The 21,370-nt window shown below is 55.2% G+C and carries 19 protein-coding genes; all 19 read left to right on the top strand.

Annotated features, from left to right (window positions below; genetic code table 11):
- Positions 1 to 13: 13 nt before the first annotated feature.
- Positions 14 to 781, top strand: a complete 768-nt coding sequence (locus VMF88_04735) for a 2-phosphosulfolactate phosphatase (protein ID HTY10361.1) — start codon at positions 14 to 16, stop codon at positions 779 to 781.
- 14 nt (positions 782 to 795) lie between these two features.
- Positions 796 to 3,267 (top strand): DNA translocase FtsK, encoded by a 2,472-nt coding sequence (locus VMF88_04730; protein ID HTY10360.1) that lies wholly within the window; start codon positions 796 to 798, stop codon positions 3,265 to 3,267.
- Complete coding sequence (gene lolA, locus VMF88_04725; GenBank protein HTY10359.1) at positions 3,264 to 3,953, top strand: outer membrane lipoprotein chaperone LolA; 690 nt, start codon at positions 3,264 to 3,266, stop codon at positions 3,951 to 3,953. The genes VMF88_04730 and lolA overlap by 4 nt, the downstream gene beginning before the upstream one ends.
- Before the next feature lie 15 nt (positions 3,954 to 3,968).
- Positions 3,969 to 4,982: a lysylphosphatidylglycerol synthase transmembrane domain-containing protein gene (locus tag VMF88_04720; protein ID HTY10358.1), complete on the top strand. Its 1,014-nt coding sequence runs from the start codon at positions 3,969 to 3,971 to the stop codon at positions 4,980 to 4,982.
- A 33-nt stretch (positions 4,983 to 5,015) separates the two neighbouring features.
- Complete coding sequence (locus VMF88_04715) at positions 5,016 to 7,169, top strand: bi-domain-containing oxidoreductase (protein HTY10357.1); 2,154 nt, start codon at positions 5,016 to 5,018, stop codon at positions 7,167 to 7,169.
- A gap of 34 nt (positions 7,170 to 7,203) precedes the next feature.
- Positions 7,204 to 7,869 (top strand): hypothetical protein, encoded by a 666-nt coding sequence (locus VMF88_04710; GenBank protein HTY10356.1) that lies wholly within the window; start codon positions 7,204 to 7,206, stop codon positions 7,867 to 7,869.
- 17 nt (positions 7,870 to 7,886) lie between these two features.
- On the top strand, positions 7,887 to 8,492 hold the full coding sequence (locus VMF88_04705; GenBank protein ID HTY10355.1) for a peptidylprolyl isomerase: 606 nt from the start codon (positions 7,887 to 7,889) through the stop codon (positions 8,490 to 8,492).
- Positions 8,493 to 8,506: 14 nt separating this feature from the next.
- Positions 8,507 to 9,541, top strand: coding sequence for a DNA polymerase III subunit delta (holA, locus tag VMF88_04700; protein HTY10354.1), 1,035 nt, complete (start codon positions 8,507 to 8,509; stop codon positions 9,539 to 9,541).
- Positions 9,542 to 9,550: 9 nt separating this feature from the next.
- Positions 9,551 to 11,089, top strand: coding sequence for a DUF92 domain-containing protein (locus VMF88_04695; GenBank protein ID HTY10353.1), 1,539 nt, complete (start codon positions 9,551 to 9,553; stop codon positions 11,087 to 11,089).
- A 106-nt stretch (positions 11,090 to 11,195) separates the two neighbouring features.
- Positions 11,196 to 12,026 (top strand): 3-deoxy-8-phosphooctulonate synthase, encoded by an 831-nt coding sequence (gene kdsA / locus VMF88_04690; GenBank protein HTY10352.1) that lies wholly within the window; start codon positions 11,196 to 11,198, stop codon positions 12,024 to 12,026.
- Complete coding sequence (locus VMF88_04685; protein HTY10351.1) at positions 12,023 to 12,799, top strand: hypothetical protein; 777 nt, start codon at positions 12,023 to 12,025, stop codon at positions 12,797 to 12,799. Before kdsA ends, VMF88_04685 begins: the two co-directional genes overlap by 4 nt.
- Positions 12,796 to 13,785: a KpsF/GutQ family sugar-phosphate isomerase gene (locus VMF88_04680; protein ID HTY10350.1), complete on the top strand. Its 990-nt coding sequence runs from the start codon at positions 12,796 to 12,798 to the stop codon at positions 13,783 to 13,785. The genes VMF88_04685 and VMF88_04680 overlap by 4 nt, the downstream gene beginning before the upstream one ends.
- 1 nt (position 13,786) lies before the next feature.
- Complete coding sequence (gene lptC, locus VMF88_04675) at positions 13,787 to 14,326, top strand: LPS export ABC transporter periplasmic protein LptC (protein HTY10349.1); 540 nt, start codon at positions 13,787 to 13,789, stop codon at positions 14,324 to 14,326.
- A gap of 9 nt (positions 14,327 to 14,335) precedes the next feature.
- Positions 14,336 to 15,598, top strand: coding sequence for an OstA-like protein (locus VMF88_04670; GenBank protein HTY10348.1), 1,263 nt, complete (start codon positions 14,336 to 14,338; stop codon positions 15,596 to 15,598).
- A gap of 71 nt (positions 15,599 to 15,669) precedes the next feature.
- Positions 15,670 to 16,401 (top strand): LPS export ABC transporter ATP-binding protein, encoded by a 732-nt coding sequence (gene lptB / locus VMF88_04665; GenBank protein ID HTY10347.1) that lies wholly within the window; start codon positions 15,670 to 15,672, stop codon positions 16,399 to 16,401.
- Between the two features lie 73 nt (positions 16,402 to 16,474).
- Positions 16,475 to 16,852: a four helix bundle protein gene (locus VMF88_04660; GenBank protein ID HTY10346.1), complete on the top strand. Its 378-nt coding sequence runs from the start codon at positions 16,475 to 16,477 to the stop codon at positions 16,850 to 16,852.
- A 103-nt stretch (positions 16,853 to 16,955) separates the two neighbouring features.
- On the top strand, positions 16,956 to 17,972 hold the full coding sequence (gene aroF / locus VMF88_04655) for a 3-deoxy-7-phosphoheptulonate synthase (GenBank protein ID HTY10345.1): 1,017 nt from the start codon (positions 16,956 to 16,958) through the stop codon (positions 17,970 to 17,972).
- A 192-nt stretch (positions 17,973 to 18,164) separates the two neighbouring features.
- A complete protein-coding gene (locus VMF88_04650) occupies positions 18,165 to 19,250 on the top strand; it encodes a prephenate dehydrogenase (GenBank protein HTY10344.1) in 1,086 nt (361 codons plus the stop codon).
- A 36-nt stretch (positions 19,251 to 19,286) separates the two neighbouring features.
- Complete coding sequence (locus VMF88_04645; GenBank protein ID HTY10343.1) at positions 19,287 to 21,002, top strand: choice-of-anchor D domain-containing protein; 1,716 nt, start codon at positions 19,287 to 19,289, stop codon at positions 21,000 to 21,002.
- Positions 21,003 to 21,370: the final 368 nt, after the last annotated feature.

Raw genomic sequence — 21,370 nt, 5'->3', positions numbered from 1 at the left:
GTCTGGTGTTGCGATGAAACTTGACGTGTACTTTTCTCCTGCTCAAGTCGATGAGATGCAGCTGCGCGACAAGAATGTCGTCGTGATCGACGTACTGCGGGCGAGCACGACCATCGTAACGGCGCTGAACAACGGGGCCCGCGAGATCATCCCGGTCGGATCGATCGAATCGGCCGTGAAGGTGTCGGGGAATCTATTCGGGGATGTCGTGCTGCGCGGCGGCGAACGGAACGGAAAGATCATTACCGGCTTCAATTTGGGGAATTCCCCCAGCGAATACACGGAAGAGGCGGTCAAAGGGAAATCGATCATTTTCTGCACGACCAACGGTTCCTCGGCGATGGTGAAAGCGAAGTACGCCAAAAGGATGGCGGTCGCCGGCTTCATCAACGTGTCGATCGTGGCCGACTTTATCCGCCAGGCCGGCGAAGATTTTTCGATCGTCTGTGCCGGCGAAAAGCAGCTCTTTTGCATCGAGGATGCGGTCTGCGCCGGCATGCTGGTCAAAATGCTTGTGGAAGATTCGCCGATCGTCGTTGACGTGAACGATGCCGCCGGAGCCGCCCAGGTCCTCTATAAGACCGTGAGCAAAAATCTGCTCAAGATGGCGAGGAGCTCGGACCACGGAAAGTATCTCGTCGACATCGGCTTCGAGAACGACCTGAAAACCTGCGTGGACGTCGATTCCATCCCCGTCATTCCCCTCCTCATCGGCAACGTCATCAAGCTGAAGAAAGAGGAGACCAAGCATTCCATCACTCTCGACGTTCAAGAGGGATAAGAATTTTTTTTTCAATGGACGACACCTCAACCCTAACGGAACGACCAGCACCTCGCCGGAAGAAGAACGACGAGGGAAAAAACTCCCGCCGCAACAAACAGATCGCATCGTTCCTCGTCATGGTGCTCGGTATCCTTGTCCTGCTCTGCCTCGTTTCGTACTCTCCCGCGGACGAAGCGAGCGGCGACGTCCCCTTTTCACAGCTCTATAAAATCTTCACGAACGACCCTGTCATCCAGGAGAAAGCCGCGGCCACCGGCAACTGGCTCGGACTCGTCGGGGCCATCACGTCGAACTTCCTCATCAACTCCACGGTCGGCTACGCCGTCTTCGTCCTCCCGTTTCTCCTGCTCGCCTGGGGATGGATGACGCTTCGCCGCAGCGACATTCGCCGCCTTGTGTATTTCACGAATTATGTCATCGTCATCGTCGTCCTTTGGGCAACGCTCTGCGGACTGCTGAGGCTGGTAGGGATGTCCGAAGACCTTTCGCCGCAATGGAGCGGGGCGGTCGGTGCATTTCTCTCGATAGTGCTGAAGCAGTTGATCGGATCGGCGGGGGGCATCATCGTGACCCTTTCGCTCCTTTTCATTACGGTAACGCTCGCCATTGACCTCGACCTCCATGTCACGTCGGAACGGGTGAAAAATTTCTTCGTGATGACCGCATCGGCAATGAATGCGCTTCTGGGGCGTTGGAAAGAACAGCGCGCTCTTCGCGAGGTGGAAAAAGAAAAACAGAAGGCAATGATCGAGGTCAAGCGTCCGGCGGAAGAAATATCCTCCAGGCCGGACCGAGCCGTGAAGCAAAGGAATATGCCTCCGGTTGAAGAACCTGTGAAGACCGACGCGCCGCAGTCCGTCGGGACATTTGCCGTTGATGAAGCGGAGAAAGCCAATATTGCGTCATCGGAGCCTCAGGACGAAGCGCCCCTGGACATCAAGGAGATGGTGCGCGACGAGGAGGTCGATCTGGGTGAGCGCGATGTGGAGGATGAGGAAATCGATTACGTTTTTCCGTCGGTCGATCTGCTGAACACGCAGCGCCAGGCCGAAGCGATCGACGATGCGGAGCTCAAAGCCAACGCCGAGCTTCTCCGGGCGAAGCTCGCCGACTTCGACGTCGAAGTGGCGAACGTCAGCGTCACTCCCGGCCCGGTCGTGACGCTGTACGAGCTTGTCCCGGCGACCGGCGTCAAGGTCGCGAAGATCGTGAACCTCGCGAACGACCTCGCTCTTGCGATGCAGGCGAAAGGGATCCGCATCGAGGCGCCGATCCCGGGGAAAGGGACCGTCGGCGTGGAGATCCCGAATCATAAGCCGTCGCTGGTGACGATCCGAAGCATCATCAATTCGGCGAAATTCCGGGATGCTCAGGCGGCGCTTCCCCTCGCGATGGGAAAAACGATCTCGGGGGAGGTTTACGTCGATGACCTTTCCAAGATGCCTCACCTGCTCATTGCCGGCTCGACCGGCTCGGGAAAGAGCGTCGGCATCAATACGATCCTTGCCAGCATTCTCTACCGCCTGCATCCGTCCGAAGTGAAGTTCCTCATCGTCGACCCGAAGAAGATCGAGCTCAGCCTTTACAGGAAGCTCGAGCACCATTACCTCGCCGTCTCGAAGGACATCGATGAAAAGATCATCACGATGCCGCAAAACGCCGTGCTTGCGCTGAAGGCCGTCGAGCTCGAGATGGAACAGCGGTACGACAAGCTCGCGCATGCCGGCGTGAGGAACATCGCCGACTACAACGAACGGATCGGGTCGGGGCGGCTGAAGGATTCGGATACGCTGAAGCACAGAAAACTCCCGTATATCGTTGTCATCATCGACGAGCTGGCCGACCTGATGATCACGGCGGCGCGCGAAGTAGAAGAGCCGATCACGCGGCTCGCGCAGCTCGCACGCGCAGTGGGGATCCACCTCGTCGTTGCGACGCAGCGGCCTTCGGTCGATGTCATCACGGGGGTGATCAAAGCAAATTTCCCTGCGCGCATTGCGTACCAGGTTTCGTCGAAGACCGACTCCCGCACCATTCTCGACATGAACGGCGCCGAGCAGCTCCTCGGGAACGGCGACATGCTGTACCTGCCTTCATCAAGTCCCAAGCCGATCCGCATCCAGAACGCGTTTATTTCGAGCGACGAGGTCGAAGCGATCGTCGACCACATCGGCAAGCAAAAGGGATACAGCAGGCCGTTTGAACTCCCGTCGGTGCTGGAGAAACAGCGCGCCTCGATGAGTTCGGGAGGGGGAGAACGCGATGAATTGTTTGAGGAAGCTGCGCGGACCATCGTCCGCCATCAGCAGGGTTCGGTCTCCCTGCTGCAGCGGCGGTTGAAGGTCGGTTATTCGCGTGCGGCCCGTCTAGTCGATGAGCTGGAAGCGGCGGGCATTGTCGGACCGTTCGACGGGAGCAAAGCGCGCGAGGTGCTCGTGGAAAGCGAAGCGGAACTTGAAAGCATTCTGAAGAGTCTCATATGATGCGACGATCGGTTTCTTTTTTGACGGCAGGGATGTTGGCAGTCGGCGTCTCCGCGCTGGTCTTTTCCGCCCAGAAGGAAAAGCTGAGTGCGGCAGAAGTGCTTGAGAAAGTTCAACGCGCGTACGCGGGCGTCGACGATGCGTCGGCCGACTTCACGCAGACCGTTTCGCTCAGCTATGCAAAGGTCGAGCAATCCTTTACCGGGAAGGTGATGATGAAGAAAGGGAATAAATACCGCGTCGAGTCGCAGGAGCAGACGCTCGTGACCGACGGTAAAACGGTCTGGGCCTATTCACCGGTCAACAAACAGGTGCTGATCGATTCGTACAAAGAAAATCCGAACACGCTCTCGCCGGAGCAATTCCTCGTCGGTTTGCCGAAGAATTTCCGTGCCGCGCTTGTTGAGGATAACAGCGGCGACCGTCATGCCGCGTACTGCCTGAAGCTTTCGCCGACTTCCGGCTCCCCCAAGTCGATCAAGTCGCTGAAAGTATGGATCGATGACGCCGACTGGAGCGTCCGGCAGGTCGAGTATATCGACATGAACGAAACCCGGACCGTTTATACGATGACGAATATCCGTTTTAATCCGGGAATTCCGGACGAGCGTTTCACCTTCACCGTTCCCGACCATGTGGAAATCGTGGACCTTCGTTCTTCCGGCCACCCCGCCCCTCGCCAGTAATCCGGCCCCACTTCGATGAAACGGTCCAAAAACTATATCCGGTACATCGTCAGCTTCGTCATCATGGCGCTGTTCATGTACCTTGCGTTTCGCGGGCAGGATCTCAACGCGCTTTGGGCGTCGTTGACCCAGGTCCGCTTCATCTGGATCGTCTATCTTGTCGTGGGCGGCATCTTGAGCCATGTCGTGCGGGCATGGCGCTGGCAGTATCTTCTCAACCCCATCAAAAAGAATGTCACACTGCGGAATTGTTTTTCGGCCGTGATGATCGGATATATGATCAATAATTTTCTTCCGCGGGTGGGAGAGGTTGTCCGTCCGTATACGCTCGGAAAACTTGAAAACATTTCAAAGACAGCGGCGTTCGGAACGGTCATCATCGAAAGGATCATCGACATCATCACATTCTATTCGATCCTGCTTGCCGTCATGTTCATTTACTCCGACTCGTTTGCGCAGCTGTTCCCGTCGTTCGCTTCGATCGAGCCGATCTTTCTTGCGGGCGCCGTTTTCGGGCTCGTTTTTTTTATCTTCCTTTTTTTCAAAGCAGAGCTCATTTTTTCCTTCCTAAAAAAAGGCCTCGTCTTTTTGCCGCAGAAGATCCGGACCACGATCGACCGTACATTTGATTCCTTCATCAGCGGGTTTGCCGTCGCGAAGCAGCCGGGGGATTTCGCGATGATCATCGTGACGAGCTATATCATTCAGGGACTTTACCTGCTGTTGATGTATATCCCATTTTTTGCCTACGACGGGATCGTGAGCCATTCGCTTGATTTTGGTTCCGCGGCAATTTTGCTCGTGGTTTCCACCGTCGCCTTTGCCGTGCCGACGCCGAGCGGATTCGGCACGTACCATTCGTTTACGTCGTTCACGCTTACGCAGCTCTATCATGTGGACAGTGTGACGGCATTGAGTTATTCGGTCCTGACGCACGAAGTCGGTGTTCTTCTGACGTTGGTCATAGGATTGTATTACTTTTTTAGAGACCATATCCGTGTTACCGAAATTGTCGCCGATGCCGGATGACGGCGGGCGGATCCATTGAATGAGGTGCAGTCTATGAAACAAGTTTCGCAGGAAATGAAGAAGGGGACCATGCACGTGGAAGAGGTTCCCGAGCCGGCGCTCCGGAGCGGGGGCGTGGTCGTCCGCAACGAATACTCTCTCATCAGCGCCGGGACGGAACGCTCGTCCGTTCAAAAGCGGAAGGGGAGCATGATCTCCAAGGCGCGCTCGAACCCCGACATGGTGAAGCTCGTCCTTCAGCAGATGAAGCAGCAAGGCGTGATGAACGTTTACAGGAAAGTGATGACAAAACTCGAGGCGTTCGGCCCGCTCGGCTACAGCTCTGCCGGGACCGTCATCGGCGTCGCGGGGGATATTGACGATTTTTCTGTCGGCGACAGGGTTGCGTGCGGAGGCAGTTCGGCGAACCATGCCGAAGTGCTCTTCGTCCCGAAGAATCTCTGCGCCAAAGTCCCCCCCGAACTGTCGATGAAGGAGGCAGCGTACACGACCGTCGGAGCGATCGCGCTCCAGGGAGTACGGCTGACGGCCCCGACGCTCGGAGAGACCGTCGCCGTCATCGGGCTCGGACTGGTCGGACAATTGACGGTTCAGATTTTGAAAGCCGCCGGATGTTCGGTCGTCGGCATCGACCTCGACGCACGCTCGGTGGCGCTGGCGAAAACCCTCGGTGCCGATGCGGCCTTTCACCGGAATTCGAGGGGATTGACCTCGGATATCCAGTCCCGCACTCGGGGGCTCGGCATCGATGCAGTGATCATCACGGCGGCGACAAAAAGCAGCGACCCGGTGCAGCTGGCGGGGGAGATCGCGCGCGACAAGGGACGCGTTGTTTTAGTCGGCGACGTCGGAATCACCATTCCGCGCGCCCCGTATTACATGAAAGAACTTGAGTTCAGGATCTCACGGTCGTACGGTCCCGGACGATATGACAAGTCGTACGAAGAAAAAGGGATCGATTATCCGGTGGCGTTCGTCCGCTGGACAGAAAAACGAAACATGGAAGAATTCCTTCGGCTTGTGCAGGAAAAGAAAGTCGACGTCGAAAAGCTGACGACACATACCTTTCCAATCGCAGAAGCGTTGAAAGCGTATCACTTGATCTCGAAGGGGGCGAAGGAGCGCTATATCGGCGTGATGCTTGAATACCCGCACGAAAGGAAAGCGGCGGCGAAGAGCGTCCTCGTCGCCCCGCCGCGGGAAACAAAGGGATCGCTGTCGGTGGGATTCATCGGCGCGGGGAACTTTGCCCAGAGCTCTCTTTTGCCGTTCATTGATGTCAAACGGGCCGCCTTAAAGAGCGTGTGCACCTCCAACGGTTTGAACGCCAAGAACGTCGCACGGCAGTTCGGCTTCGAGTCAGCGACCGCCGACCCGAAGGAAATTTTCGCGTCGAACAATATCGATACCGTCTTTATCGCGACGCGCCATAATCTTCATGCCGCGATGTGTGTCCAGGCAATGAAGCATCACAAGAATGTCTTCGTTGAAAAGCCCCTTGCGCTCAACGAACGCGAGCTCGACGAAGTCGTCAAAGCCCACGATGCGGCGAAACAACAATCGCATCTCCGGTTCATGGTCGGATTCAACCGCAGGTTTTCTCCCTCGGTGCGGCAGGCCAAGGCCTTCTTCGACAATGCGGCTGAACCGATGCTGGTCAATTACAGAGTGAATGCCGGTTTTCTTCCCAAAGATCATTGGACGCAGGATCCTGTTGAAGGGGGCGGAAGGATCATCGGCGAAGTATGTCATTTCATCGATACGATCCAGTATCTTACGAACGGCGAACCGGTCTCGGTTTTTGCGCAATCGCTGTCGCTGGGGGGAGAGCGGACACAAGGCGACAACGTTGCGATAACGATCCGGCTTTCGAACGGCTCCGTCGGCGTGGTCACGTATCTCGCGAACGGCGATCCGGCGGTATCGAAGGAACGCATCGAAATGTTCTCGGGGGGGAAGACGGCGGTCATCGACAATTTCAAAGTGCTGGAGATGTTCCATGGAGGCGCGAGAAAGGTTCAGGAAACTTCTTCTATTGAAAAGGGGCATAAAGCCGAAGTCGAGGAATTTATCAGCTCTGTCCATCTTGCGAAAGACCTCATCCCGTTCCAGAGCCTCGTCGCCACCACAAGGGCGACGTTCAAGATCATTGAATCGTTGGAGACCGGACTTCCCGTTGAACTCTAAGCTGTCAGCGTCAGCCGGAAAATTTCTTTCAAGTATGGTCGCCGTGATATGCTGCACGGCTGTTTCATTTGCGCAGGCCACGCTGCCCCCCATCGTCATTCCGCCGCAGGATAATTCTTTTGCGGTGTACGGCGGCATGGGGGTCTCTCTTGCCGCGGCTCCCGGCCTGGTGAAATATCTTAACACGCTCGCCGACCCGGCACAGCAGGTCCCGGATTTCGGCACCAATATCGAATTTTTTGGCGGCGCCGAATTTCCGGTCACGGATCAATGGGGGGGAGCGCTCGAGTACGGATACCTTTTCAAATCATACACGCTTCCGAATTCCATCGCGGGGACGTATACAGAATTCTATTCGGTCAGCATGCCGACGGCGATGGCGCAGTATGTTTTTTCCGGGATCGGATATTTCATCAAATTCGGGGGGGGACTCGGTTACCACACCGGGTCGCTGGAGCAAAAAGATTCCTACGGCAACGATATCACGTATTCCACCCACGGGATCGGTTTCAAGGCGCAGGCAGTCGGGCAAACCGCCTTCGACGGCCATTTTTACGGATACATCGGGGGATCGATGAGATGGGAGCTGCTCGGGAACCTGAAAAATGGGAGCGGGACTGTTTTGCAGAATGAAGGAAGGGCGGCGTCCCTGTCGATGTTCGTCGTGGGGGTCAATTTCGGGGTCATCTATTATTTTTAAGCAGGAGGAAGAAACGCATGAAAGCAGCTCTGATCGTGTTTGCCGGGACAATTTTTCTGAGCGCATTTTCGGTGAGCCAGGATTCCAGTTCAACCAAGAAAGGAAAACCATCAGTGGAAAAAAACAAAGAACCGCACGGTCTTGTCGTCATCAAAACTTCGATGGGAGATATCACCGTTCAATTGGCGGATGATAAAGCGCCGAAGCATGCGGCAAATTTCCGCAAGCTTGCAAAAGAGGGATTTTATGCCGGAACGACGTTCCATCGCGTTATTCCCGGATTCATGATCCAGGGAGGGGATCCGAACTCGAAGGGGGACGACCGGTCGAAAGACGGGCTCGGCGGACCGGGATATACCATCGACGCCGAGATCGGGTTGAAGCACGATCGCGGGGTCATTGCAGCGGCGAGGCAGGGAGATGCCGTGAACCCGCTCCGCAAATCGAATGGCAGCCAGTTCTACATCACCGTGGTGCCGACCCCCTCCTTAGACGGCCAATATTCCGTTTTCGGAAAGGTCGTCAAAGGGATGGAGGTCGTCGACAAGATCGTTGCCGTCCCGCGTGACCGGAATGATAATCCTCTTCACAAAGTGGTTATCGAAAAAGTGGTAGTGCAATAGCACGCCGTACGCCAATGGCAAAGAGCGCAAAAACGAAATCCTCCGTCGATACCTTTCTCTCCTCCATCAAAAGAAAGGATTTTGCCCCGATCTATTTTTTCTCGGGCGAAGAGGATTTCCTGATCGATGAAATTATCGATGCCGTCGTCGAGGAAGGCATCGACCCCGCGACCAGGGGTTTCAACCTGGACGTGATTCACGGGAGCGAAACGGACGGAAAAGACATTGTCTCCATCGCTTCGTCCTTTCCGATGATGGCCGAGCGCCGGGTCGTCATCGTCAAGGATTTCGACCGGGTGGCGAACAAGGAGCTGATCGAGCCCTATGTTGAGCATCCGTCCCCTTCCACCTGTCTCATTCTGACCGCTTCAAAGCCCGATACACGCAAGAAACCGTACCCGCTGCTGAAAAAGAATTCAGTCGTCGGGGAATTCAGCCGGCTGTACGATAACGAGGTCCCCGGGTGGATCCAGCGCCGCGTGTCGCAGTTCCGCAAGACCATTACGCCGGAGGCGGCGGAACTGCTGCAGGCATACGTCGGCAATTCTCTCCGTGAAGTCTCGAATCAGATCGACAAATTGCTGATCGCGATCGGTTCGAAATCGATGATCGAGCTGGAGGATGTGGAGGCTGTCGTCGGCATCTCCAAGGAATTCACTGTCTTTGAACTGACAAAGATGGTCGGCGAAAAAAATGTCTCGAGATCGCTCGAGATTGTCGAACGGATGCTCGACAGCGGAGAATCCCCGCAGCTGATCATCGTCATGCTCACGCGTCATTTTATCATCATGGCGAAGCTGCGTGAACTTCAGGCCTCCTCGAAATCCGAGTTCGAGCTCGCCGGCGCCGTCAGAGTCAGCCCCTATTTCATTAAAGAATATCTTTCCCAGCTTCGCGGCTATTCTCCAGCGGCCATCGAAAACGCATTTCTCGCTCTGACGAAAGCCGACCGTGAATTGAAGTCCTCCGCTGCCGACCCGAAGCTCATCATGGACGTTGTGTTGTGCGAGATCATGAGGCAGCCGTCCGTTCAAGCTCCTTCCACATAATTGTTCCGCATGCACCTTCTTTCTCCGCCGACGAATTCCGAGTGGCTGTCTTTTTCTCTCCTCTTGTTTGGACTGACGTCCTTCATCGTCCTTGCGGAAGGGGTGAGGAAGGCGCTCCGCTGGTCCCCCGAAGTAACGCGGAAACTGGTCCATATCTCCACCGGCATCCTGATCTTCTTCGCTCCCCGGATATTCGTGTCGGGCATTCCGGCGATCCTCCTGGCTGTGATCTTCATCGTCGTTAATTTTGCCGCCATAGAGTTCGGCCTGTTGAAAGGGATGCACGGGACAAACAGACGGTCGTACGGGACGGTGTACTATCCCCTTTCATTTTTGATCCTTGTGTTGTTGTGCTGGGACTCGATGCCTCAGCTTATTTCTGCGTCGATCCTCGTGCTCGGATTGGGGGACGCCGCGGCGGCCATCGTCGGCGAGAACCTTCGTTCGCCTCACAACTATGCTCTGACAAGCGACAAAAAGTCTCTCGAAGGTTCGTTCGCAATGTTTGCAACAACATTTCTGATTGTTGTCGTCGTTCTTGAGACGATGTCCGGGCTTATGATGAATGCTCAACTTTCCCGCTCGCTTCATCTGTCGCATCATGTTGCCTCGGTCCTTATTGCTTTTGCCGTTTCGCTTTTTGCGACTGCATGGGAAGCGATCTCCTCAAAGGGCCTGGACAACCTTGCGATCCCGCTTTCGACGGCGTTCGTTCTTCATTATTGTCTTTCACCGCTTCCGCACCATGTACCCGTCCAGTTTATCGCCGGCGTCGTGCTTGCACTGGTGTTCGCGGCCATTTCGTTCTCGCTCCGCTTCTTATCGGCCAGCGGGAGCGTGGCGACATTCATTCTTGCCGCGATAGTTTTCGGATCGGGGGGATGGCAATGGACCATCCCTATCCTGGCATTCTTTCTTCTCTCGAGCCTGCTTTCAAAACTCGGCAAGAAAAGAAAAGCGGCCTTCCAACTGATGTTCGAAAAAAGCGATACCCGGGATGCGGGGCAGGTTGCGGCGAACGGCGGTGCCGCGGGAATCATCATTCTGTTCTGGTATTTCTTTCCGGGATATCCCGGATGGTACGCGCTGTATCTTGCGTCGCTCGCCGCGGTGACTGCGGATACGTGGGGGACAGAGATCGGTCTGTTGGCAAAAGGATCTCCCCGCTCGATCACGACCTTGAAAAAAGCAGAAACCGGCACGAGCGGAGCCGTCTCCATCGCCGGAATCGCTGGAGGAGCGCTCGGAGCACTCTTCATTGCGTTGAGCGGATCCGTTTGGCTGGCCGGCGATGTACTCATCCGTGCGTTCGTGTTGATTGTTGTGTCGGGGATAGCTGGTTCGCTTGCGGACAGTTTTCTTGGAGCAACGCTTCAGGCAAGGTATCAGTGTGACGTGTGCAGGAAGATGACGGAGCGGACAACACATTGCGATACGCCCGCGCAGCTCGCCGGGGGTGTACGATGGGTGAACAATGATGTTGTGAACTGGGTTTGCGCAATTGCCGGCCCCTTCTTTTTCCTCCTGATGTTCTCTGTACCAATGTAGGAATCTGCCCGAATTTCCTTCGTAACGCTCTCGTACAGCATATTGCCGTCATCCTTATTCACCTTTACTTTCCCCCAAAAGATTGCTATTTTGTTGGTGAAAACCTATGAAAACGGTAACAATTTCTTCAATTTCCATCGGCGGAAGCAATCCTTTGGTGCTGATTGCCGGTCCCTGCGTCGTCGAAAGCCGGGAGATGGTTCTATCCACCGCGGAAAAGATCAAAGAGATCACATCGCGGCTTGGCATCCCTTTCATCTTCAAATCGTCATACAAAAAGGCGAACCGGACGAGCGTCAGAGGATTTACCGGAATCGGCATTGATGAGGCGTTAAAAATTTTAGCGGAGATAAAGAAAGGGCTTGCCGTTCCGATACTGACAGATGTCCATTCGGTCGAAGAGGTCCATGCCGCAGCCCAGGTCGCCGATGTTCTTCAGATCCCGGCATTTCTTTGCCGTCAAACAGACCTTTTGGTTGCGGCAGGGAGGACGGGGAAGGCGGTGAACATCAAGAAAGGCCAATTCCTTGCCCCCGAAGATATGAGGCATCCCGTGGAAAAGGTCGCTTCGACAGAAAATGAAAAAATTCTTGTGACCGAGCGGGGAGCGACGTTCGGTTACCACAACCTTGTCGTCGATATGCGCGGCTTGCCGATAATGCGCTCGCTCGGTTATCCCGTTGTCCTGGACGCGACGCATTCAGTCCAACTTCCCAGCAACGACAGCGGGCAGAGCGGCGGACAGCCGCAGTATATCTTTCCGATCATGCGCGCCGGCGTGGCGGTGGGGATCGACGGATTATTTGTCGAGACGCATCCCGAGCCTGCCAAAGCGCTCAGCGATGCGGCAAGCCAGCTTCCGCTTTCACGCCTGGAAGAATTGCTCGCCCAGGCGAAGGCGATCGATTCCCTTGTGAAAAAGAACGGATGGTCGTGAACCACAGTTCCTCCCGCAACGGGCAACAGGCGCTGTATCCCCGGCAGCTGACTCCGTTTGAACGGACTACGCTGCTCTGGCTGCTTCCTGAATCAAAGCCGGGATACAGGGAATACCGCAGGTATGTTTCGGAATGGGTTGTTGTCGGCGAAGGCCGCAGGGGAACGGGAAATTATATTCTGGCCGAGAAAGAAATTGTTCCGGACGTGGAATCGCCGCTGCCGCAGGTGTTCGCGTATGGAGTGGTTGAAGCCGAGGAAGCGAGCATCGCCGCGACGCTCCGCGAGCTGTTCGAGGACCAGCTTGAGTTCGAGATCGTCGGACTGAACAGCGATGCGATTCCGGAAAAACTCTCGGTGCGCCGGCAGTGGAATTTTTCGGCATGGTCGCCGGGCCAGCCGTGTCCGGCGTGCGGCGCGCAACCGCGGGAAGTGTTGCTCCGGAGGGAGGTTGGCGGGGATGCAACCCTCGCTGTCTGTTCAGCCGATAAAAAGATCTGGATCCATGACGCCGGCGACGGGGTCAATCATCTCGTGCCGGTGACGAATTTTCACAACGCGCTGATGTTGTACAAGAACATCCGCGATCCGAAGGTCGCCCTTGCCGCGGAGAATTTTTTCAGGGACCTCCGGACGTACTCCGATACCGACCTCGGCGCGGCCTTCGTCCAATACAATAAATTGAGAAAAAAGATCGACCTTGGCAGAATAGCAGCACCGGCTTCAAGGAAGTCGACGCTGGCCGGTAAAATTCTCTCATTCTTTAAAAAATGAATACTCCATCGTTTGAAATTGAAAAGGGGAAGCACGTCATCCGCGTGGAAGCGCAGTCGTTGGCCGCGCTCGTCGACAAGATCGACGAAACGTTCGAACAGGCCGTCAAGGTCATTTTCGAAGCGAAGGGGCGGATCGTCGTGACGGGGATGGGGAAGTCGGGGATCATCGCGCGCAAGATCGTTGCGACGATGAACTCGACCGGCACACCGGCCATTTTTCTTCATCCTTCGGATGCCGTCCACGGCGACCTGGGAATGGTGCGGAAAGAGGACGTCGTGGTTTGTCTCTCGAAGAGCGGCGAGACGCAGGAGATCTCGAACCTGATACCGATGTTCAAGCGGATCCAGGTGCCGGTCATTGCCATGCTCGGGCGCGTCAACTCGTCCATCGCACGCCAATCGGACGTGGTCCTCGATATTTCAGTGGAAGAGGAGGCCTGTCCGCACGACCTGGCTCCGACGTCGTCGACGACGGCCGCTCTGGCGATGGGGGACGCTCTTGCCATCACGCTCCTGGAAAAAAGAAATTTCAGCAAAGAAGATTTTGCGATGTTCCATCCGGGGGGGAACCTCGGCAAGCAGCTCCTCCTGAAGATCGAAGAGCTGATGACCGGCGGGGCCGCTGTCCCTACGGTGCCCCTCACGGCGAGTTTGAAGGATACGATCATCGAAATGACCACGAAACGGCTCGGCGCGACGTGCGTTGTCGATGCGGAGGGAATTCTCAAAGGCGTGATCACGGACGGCGACCTTCGCAGGCTTCTGCAAAAAACGACCGACGTCTCCGCGGTGACTGCGGAGCAGGTCATGACGCGCAATCCAAAAACGATTTTGTTCGGCGCTCTTGCCGCCGCGGCCCTTCAGGAAATGGAAACGTTCAAGATCACGCAGCTGATCATCGTCGACCGCAGCCATCGCCCTGTCGGCATGGTGCATATCCATGAACTGGTGAAGGCAGGCCTGGCGTCACAGGAACGAGGATAGCGTGGTAAAGGAATGCTTCGTTTTTCTCGCCGCATCTCTTTTCTTGTTCTCCAACGGATGTGAGGAAAAGATCAAGCCTTCCGTCCTGGGCGGCGTCTCGAGCGCTGCCCTTCCTTCGCAGGAAAGCTGGAACACCACCGTCACGTTCACCGACTCCGGCACCGTCAAAGCGATCTTGAAGGCGGGACACATCGCCGCCCTTGAGACGACGAAGCAAACGCTGCTCGACAGCGGAGTCCACGTCGATTTCTTCGACGAGCACGGCGTACACTCGTCGGTGCTCACGTCCCGCACCGGCAAAGTGGACGAGAACACCAACGACCTCGAAGCGGACGGAAATGTCGTGGTCGTTTCGGACAGCGGCGTCGTGGTCGAAACGGAGAAACTTTTATGGGATAACCGGCGCCAGCTGATCCATTCGGACGAGTTCGTGACGATCACCTCCCCGAAGGAAACTTTGCAGGGGCACGGATTTGAGTCCGACCAGAATTTGAAAAATTACAAGATCTTTAAGGTCACCGGCTCGGCAAAGCCGCAATAACGTGAAACCATGACAAGGGCGCCAATACTACTTCTGGTTCTTTTACTCTCGAACGCGGTCGCGGATGCCCAGGGGAAAGAGAATATTGTCCTCAAGAATGCCGACGTCTTTGTCGGCAGGAATGTGAACGGCGAGGATATCCGCGAGTGTACCGGGAACGTTCACTTCGTGCAGGGGAACGTCCTCGTCTGGTGCGACCGGGCGATCCAGCATTTGGCAAAGAATGAAGTTGAGCTGATGGGGAACGTCAGGGTTCTCCGTGATACCGTGAAGCTGACGGCGAAGCATGGGACCTATGACGGCAACACGAAAAAGGCCGTGTGTGAGGACGGCGTGAAACTCGAGACGAGCCACATCGTGCTGACGGCCGATTCGGGGACGTACTTCACCGAAGAGAAGAAATCGTTCTTTCGTTCGCACGTCTGCGTGGTCGATTCCACGACCACGATCTTCAGCGACGAGCTGACCTATCTGGAAAAGGAGCGGGAGTCGATCGGCGTCCACAACGTGAAGATCGTGAACTCCGAAAATCATGTCCGCCTGTTCGGCGACTACCTCGAGCATTTTGACGAGTCGAAGTATTCGAGGGTCACGGAACACCCGCGGCTGATGCAGATCGACACCTCATCCAAGGGAGAGATCGACACGCTCGTCGTCAAAAGCATTGTGATGGAATCGTTCGACGACTCGACGAAGAAATTGATCGCGACCGACAGCGTGGCGATCGCCCGAGGTCCTCTGGCCGTCCGCTGCGGGTGGGCGCGGTATTTTATCCAAAAAGAGTTCATGGAATTGCGGCAGGACCCCGTCGTCTGGTACGAGGACAACCAGGCCACCGGCGATTCGATCTCGCTCTTTCTCTCGCACAATAAATTGCAGCGGGCGCTGCTGCAGGGGAGAACGTTCGCCCTCTCCGTCAGCGACAGCGCGTATCCGTCCCGCTACAACCAGCTGACCGGAAGAAAGATCGAAATGTTCTTCGAGGATGACAAGCTGCGCGAAATGGCCGTGGACCAGAATGCGATCAGCCTCTATTATCTGTACGACGGGAAAGACCCGAACGGCTGCAACAGAACGAGCGGCGACAAAATCACGATGTCGTTCGTCGCAGGGAAGATCGATATGATCCGGATCGTCAGGGGGATCGAAGGAACGTATTATCCGGAGAACATGGTCTTGAAGAAAGAGAACAAGTATAATCTTGACGGTTTCGAGCTGCGGGGGAACCGGCCGACGTTGGATTCAATTTTTCCATCTCTGAAAAATTTATGACCGAAACCCAGTCAGCGACTGACGGTACCCCCCTCTCTCCGGATCCCCGTAATGGGGCGCCGGACTACAGGATCGTCCTGCGCGCCGACAACCTGGTGAAGCTCTATAAAAAGCGGGCTGTGGTGAAAGACGTTTCGGTGAACGTCCGGCAGGGAGAAATTGTCGGGCTGCTCGGACCGAACGGCGCGGGAAAAACGACCACATTTTACATGATCGTCGGTATGATCAGGCCGAACGGCGGAGACGTCTATCTCGAAGACAAGAATATCACGCGGCTGCCGATGTATAAGCGCGCTCATGCAGGCGTCGGCTATCTTCCCCAGGAACCGTCCGTGTTCCGGACGATGACGGTGAGAGAGAATATTCTTGCCGTGCTCCAGATGACGAAACTCCCCGCCCAGGCGCAGGCCGAGCGATGCGACAAATTGCTGGAGGAATTCGGACTCACGCATCTGGAGAAGAGCAAAGGCTACGTTCTCTCCGGGGGCGAACGGCGGCGGACGGAGATCGCGCGCGCCCTCGCGACCGACCCGAAGTTCATCTTGCTCGACGAGCCGTTCGCGGGCATCGACCCGATCGCCGTGGAGGAGATCATGAGGATCGTCACCGGTCTCCGATCGCGCGGCATCGGCGTCCTGATCACCGACCACAACGTCCACGAAACGCTCTCGATCACCGACCGCTCGTACCTGTTGTTCGAAGGGAAGATCTTGAAAGCCGGGTCCGCCGAGTTTCTGGCCAACGACCCGGAAGCAAGGAAGCTCTATCTCGGAGAGAGTTTTAAGCTGGATCGGTATGAGTAACGGGGGGGGATGAAAGAGATAGAATACAGAATACAGAAGTCAGAATTCAGAATACAGAAGTCAGAATCTAACTATGGGGGATTTTATGGGGAACATTGCAGCTCGGTCGTTTGAAGATTTGGTTGTTTGGAAGAAAGCGCATCAATTGGTTTTGCAGATTTATCGATTCACAGGCTTATTGCCTGCAAATGAAACGTATGGACTTGCTTCGCAAATGAGAAGATGTGCGATATCAGTTCCCGCAAATATTGCCGAGGGATTTAAAAGAAGAGGAAAGCCCGACAAAGTGCGTTTTATGAACATTGCTCAAGGCTCCTTAGAAGAATGCAGATACTATCTGATTCTTGCGAAAGATCTTCACTATGGAGAAACAGGAATGCTCGCTATGATGGTAGAGGATGTGAGCAGGATTCTCGAAGTATATTCGAACACTATTCGGAAAAGCTTCTGACTTCTGACTTCTGTCTTCTGTCTTCTATCCTCTGCATTTTGAATTCATAGCTTATTGAAAAGGAAAAAGATTTTCAACTCATCACTATCAGAGGGTCCAAAAAATGGTTGTTGTACTCGAGCAGCATGCTACTGAAGCGGATGTAGAGCGCATTATCAAGGTCCTCAACGATTTCGGGTTCGACGTTCACCGCTCGACGGGGGTCAATCAGACCGTGCTGGGTGCGATCGGCGTCAAGCCGGATTTCGATACGAGACAGGTGGAATTGCTGCCGGGAGTTGCGCACGTGTACCGCGTGACCGACCCGTTCAAGCTTGCCAGCCGGTCGTTCCATCCGGAGAATTCCGTCTTCGACATCAAGGGGGTGAAGATAGGCGGAGAAGAGATCATCGTCATGGCCGGCCCCTGCTCTGTCGAGAGCGAGAAGCAAATTTTTGCCATCGCACAGCATGTGGCGAAGCACGGCGCAAAATTTCTCCGCGGCGGAGGGTTCAAACCCCGCACGTCGCCGTATTCGTTCCAGGGGATGGGCGAGGAAGGGCTGAAGCTGATGCGGCGGGCCGCCGACGAGTTCGGTCTGCTGGTCATCACCGAAGTCATGGATTCGAACCAGATCGAGCTTGTCGAGAAGTATGCCGATGTTCTCCAGATCGGCGCGCGCAACATGCAGAACTATAATTTCCTGAAAGAACTCGGCAAATCCCGGAAGCCGGTCATGCTGAAGCGTGGCCTCTCGGCGACGATCGAAGAATGGCTGATGTCGGCCGAGTATGTTCTGGCGGGAGGGAACAAGCAGGTGATCCTCTGCGAGCGGGGCATCCGGACGTTCGAGACCGCAACACGCAACACGATGGACATCAGCGCGATACCGGTCATCCATGCGAAGAGCCACCTGCCGATCGTCGCCGACCCTTCGCACGGCATCGGCATCCGCGATAAAGTGACGCCGATGGCGCGCGCTTCCGTCGCCGCCGGCGCGGACGCCATTATGGTGGAAGTCCATAACGATCCCGACCACGCAAAATCGGACGGAGCGCAATCGCTCTTCCCCGAACAATTCGACGAGTTGATGAAGCAGGTGAGGATCATCGCTGAAGCGATCGGGAGAACCGTAGGATAGAAAAAGTCAAAAGTTAAAAATTAAGAATCAAAAATCCACGGACGCCTCTTCTCATTGAAGTCAACTGTTGATTGGTTATGAAAGTTTTCTCTCGTTCCCGATCGGAGTTTGGGAACAAGAAGGGAAATTCTCAATCGGTAACACTTCCGAATTTTTAGCCTGTTGCTGTTCATTGTTCATTGTTGATTGATCATGCGTGTTTCTATCATCGGTCTTGGTGTTGTCGGCGGTTCGCTGGGCATCGCGATCAAACAGAGTAACTCCGGCGTCACGGTAACCGGGTTCGATTCACCCGAGGTGCTCCGACGCGCGAAGAGACGGAAGGCGGTCGATCTCTCCGCTGCATCGGTCCGGAGCGCCGTCTCGGATGCCGATATTGTTTTCTTATGCACGCCGGTCGATTCGATCATAAGAATTTTACCTGCGGTCTCACGCAGTATTGCTCCCAATGCGATCGTCACGGACGTCGGCAGCGTGAAGGGAGTTATTCAATCGTACGCCCAAAAATATTTTTCGTCGAGGGGAGTATTTGTGGGAGGACATCCGATGGCCGGTTCCGAAGGGAGCGGCATCGAATACGCCGACGGCCTCCTTTTTCAGAATGCCGTTTATGTCCTTTGCCCTCTCCCCGGAACGGGGAAGAAGATCCAGCCGTTGTTCTCCTTGTTGAAGTCCATCGGTGCGCGTGTCGTGACGATGAACGCGCGGGAACACGACCGTGTTGCGGCAGTCATCAGCCATCTTCCGCAGCTGGTCGCGGTCGGATTGATGGACAATGCGGCCCGCGAGAATAAACGGGACCCGGCCATCCTCAGGCTTGCAGCGGGCGGATTCAGGGATATGACCCGGATCGCATCGAGTCCTTTCGGGATGTGGAAAGAGATCCTGTCGAACAACAGGAGCGAGGCAGGGCGGGCAGTGGCGGAATTTGAAAAACTGCTCAAACAGATCCGGAAAGAACTCTCCCAACGTACGCTTTCGGAGGTGGGGAAGAAATTCGTCCGCGCAAAATCGTTCCGGGATGCAATTCCGAAGAATTCAAAAGGTTTCCTGCATTCGCTCCATGATCTCTTTGTTTGGGTCGACGATAAGCCCGGAATGCTGGCGCGGGTAGCTGCGGCTCTGTCTGGCGCCGGCATCAACATCAACGACATCGAACTTTTGAAAGTGCGGGAAGGCCAAGGGGGCACATTCCGCCTGGCGTTCGATTCCGCAGAAACCTCCCGCATGGCCGCACGAGTTCTCCGGAAGAAAGGCTTCAGAGTTGTCGCCAATTAATTTTGCCACGCCATAATTTCGGAAAGGATCCTTAGAGTGCGCAGAGCTTTCTTTGTGGGGTTGATATCAATAGTCTGGTATTCATTGACATGGAGCTGGGGAGGTCCGACTCATATTTTCATCAACAAATCGGCGATGAAACACCTCCCGCCGTCGTTCCCCTTCTTCGCGAACAATGTGGACTGGATCAGCGCTCACGCGGTCGATCCGGACAACAGAAAGAGCAGCGACCCGACCGAGGCGCCCAAGCATTTTATCGACATCGAAGACTATCCCGAATTCGCCCCCCGGACGCTTTCGCATAATTACGACACGCTCGTGGCGAAACACGGGCTGACGTTTGTCACGAATACCGGGGTCGTTCCCTGGTCGATCATCTGGTCGTTCGATTCGCTGACCGAATCGCTCAAGCGGGGGGATTCCGCCGCCGCGCTGCAATTCGCCGCCGACCTCGGCCATTACGTAGGCGATGCGCATCAACCGCTCCACGTGACGTCCAACTATGACCCCAACGGAGTTCACAGCAGGTACGAATCGACGATGCTTGCAACCTACGGCTATTTAAGCCAGGTCACCGTCACCCCGAAACACGCGCATTTCATCCCTGTTCCGATCGATACAAATTTCGTTTTCATTATGCACGGCAACGGTCTCGTTGATTCCATCATTCACGGAGACACGTATGCAAAAGGGATCGATCCGACATACAAGGGCTCCTATTATGCCGCATTGTGGTCGAAAGTCGGTGCGATGACCCAGAACCAGATCCAGGACGCGACGGCGGACCTGGCATGTCTCTGGTATACTGCCGCGATCAACGCCGGAATCGTTCCCAACGCGGTCATCCCCCTGAACCCGTCGCTGACGAATATCGCGTACGGCAAAGTAAGGGTTGGAAATTTCAAAGATACGACGATCACGATCACGAACTATGGCAACGACTCCCTCATTGTTTCGAATATCTCTGTTTCGGGGAATTCCCTCTCCGTGACGGCGACATCGGCGAACATCGGACCGGGACAGACGTTCGTCGACACGCTCCGGTTTATCCCGTCGGCATTCGGCAGTGCTGCCGCACGGATCGTTATCGCCAGCAATGCGGCATCGTCCCCCGACACGATTCAGGTAGCGGGGAGCGGAACGACCAATGCGCTGCTGAACCTGGCGGCACATTCCATATCATTCGGGCATATAAAGATCGGTCAGACGAAAGATACCGCGATCGTAGTTGCGAACAATGGGACCGACACACTGAAAATTTCGGGCGTGGTCGCTGATACGGCAGTGTTTACGGCTCGGCCTTCGAATTTCGCCCTGGCGCCCGGAGCCTCGCTGTCCGATACGATCACTTTTTCGCCCGACTCCGTCGGCAGCGTCAAAGGATTCTTTCTCATCTCGAGCAATTCGGGGGCGTCTCCCGATACGCTGCACGTCGACGGTATCGGCGAATCTTTGACCGGTGTTCCCGGCAAACAGGCGACCATCCCGGATCAATTCGGTCTGAGCCAGAATTATCCGAACCCGTTCAATCCTACGACAGTCATCAGTTATCAGTTACCAATAAACAGTCGCGTTGCGCTGAAGGTATACGATATTCTCGGCAGAGAGGTCGCAACGATCGTGAACGAACAAAAGCAGGCTGGAACGTACCAAGCAACGTTTGATGCTTCGAGATTGCCGAGCGGAGTGTACATCTATAGGATCCAGGCCGGGGCGTTTACGGCAATGAAGAAACTCTTGCTCATCAAATAACTTCGAATGGCGTTCAGGAATTTTCGAATGTTAGGCTTTCGGGGAAAATAACCTGCCTTACTCAGGCAGGAAGATGCTTTTGCTTGCCTCCGATGAAGCAAATGTGCTTGCCGCACGACATTTTTTATCATTTCTGCTAACATTTTTTGTCGTATCTTCGCATTGTTAAGAACGCGAACGCGTTTGCAGGGCCGTTCGAGAAGGTCTCCGTAGTAACCGTTGAAAAGCTGAATAATTCGGCGCATCATCTGCGTCCATCTGCGATCTGAGCTTGAATCTGAGTACATCTGCGCCATCAACTTGGCATTAGAATTGCGCGGACCTTTCATTTGGTGTTCTCACATCTTTTTAACAATGGAGGTCTCATA

The sequence above is a fragment of the Bacteroidota bacterium genome, from assembly GCA_035506275.1.
Lineage (GTDB): Bacteria > Bacteroidota > Ignavibacteria > UBA10030 > UBA8401 > JAGVPT01.
The sequence above is the reverse complement of the archived record's forward strand: the minus strand, read 5'-3'. Positions and strand labels throughout refer to the sequence as shown.

What these genes read in the sequence shown, in the direction of transcription:
- kdsA (HTY10352.1), top strand. Translation starts at nt 11,196, where the DNA reads ATGAAAACGGTAACAATTTCTTCAATTTCCATCGGCGGAAGCAATCCT.
- aroF (HTY10345.1), top strand. Translation starts at nt 16,956, where the DNA reads ATGGTTGTTGTACTCGAGCAGCATGCTACTGAAGCGGATGTAGAGCGC.
- VMF88_04735 (HTY10361.1), top strand. Translation starts at nt 14, where the DNA reads ATGAAACTTGACGTGTACTTTTCTCCTGCTCAAGTCGATGAGATGCAG.
- VMF88_04720 (HTY10358.1), top strand. Translation starts at nt 3,969, where the DNA reads ATGAAACGGTCCAAAAACTATATCCGGTACATCGTCAGCTTCGTCATC.
- VMF88_04660 (HTY10346.1), top strand. Translation starts at nt 16,475, where the DNA reads ATGGGGGATTTTATGGGGAACATTGCAGCTCGGTCGTTTGAAGATTTG.
- VMF88_04680 (HTY10350.1), top strand. Translation starts at nt 12,796, where the DNA reads ATGAATACTCCATCGTTTGAAATTGAAAAGGGGAAGCACGTCATCCGC.
- VMF88_04705 (HTY10355.1), top strand. Translation starts at nt 7,887, where the DNA reads ATGAAAGCAGCTCTGATCGTGTTTGCCGGGACAATTTTTCTGAGCGCA.
- holA (HTY10354.1), top strand. Translation starts at nt 8,507, where the DNA reads ATGGCAAAGAGCGCAAAAACGAAATCCTCCGTCGATACCTTTCTCTCC.
- lolA (HTY10359.1), top strand. Translation starts at nt 3,264, where the DNA reads ATGATGCGACGATCGGTTTCTTTTTTGACGGCAGGGATGTTGGCAGTC.
- VMF88_04650 (HTY10344.1), top strand. Translation starts at nt 18,165, where the DNA reads ATGCGTGTTTCTATCATCGGTCTTGGTGTTGTCGGCGGTTCGCTGGGC.
- VMF88_04730 (HTY10360.1), top strand. Translation starts at nt 796, where the DNA reads ATGGACGACACCTCAACCCTAACGGAACGACCAGCACCTCGCCGGAAG.
- VMF88_04710 (HTY10356.1), top strand. Translation starts at nt 7,204, where the DNA reads ATGGTCGCCGTGATATGCTGCACGGCTGTTTCATTTGCGCAGGCCACG.
- VMF88_04715 (HTY10357.1), top strand. Translation starts at nt 5,016, where the DNA reads ATGAAACAAGTTTCGCAGGAAATGAAGAAGGGGACCATGCACGTGGAA.
- VMF88_04695 (HTY10353.1), top strand. Translation starts at nt 9,551, where the DNA reads ATGCACCTTCTTTCTCCGCCGACGAATTCCGAGTGGCTGTCTTTTTCT.
- VMF88_04670 (HTY10348.1), top strand. Translation starts at nt 14,336, where the DNA reads ATGACAAGGGCGCCAATACTACTTCTGGTTCTTTTACTCTCGAACGCG.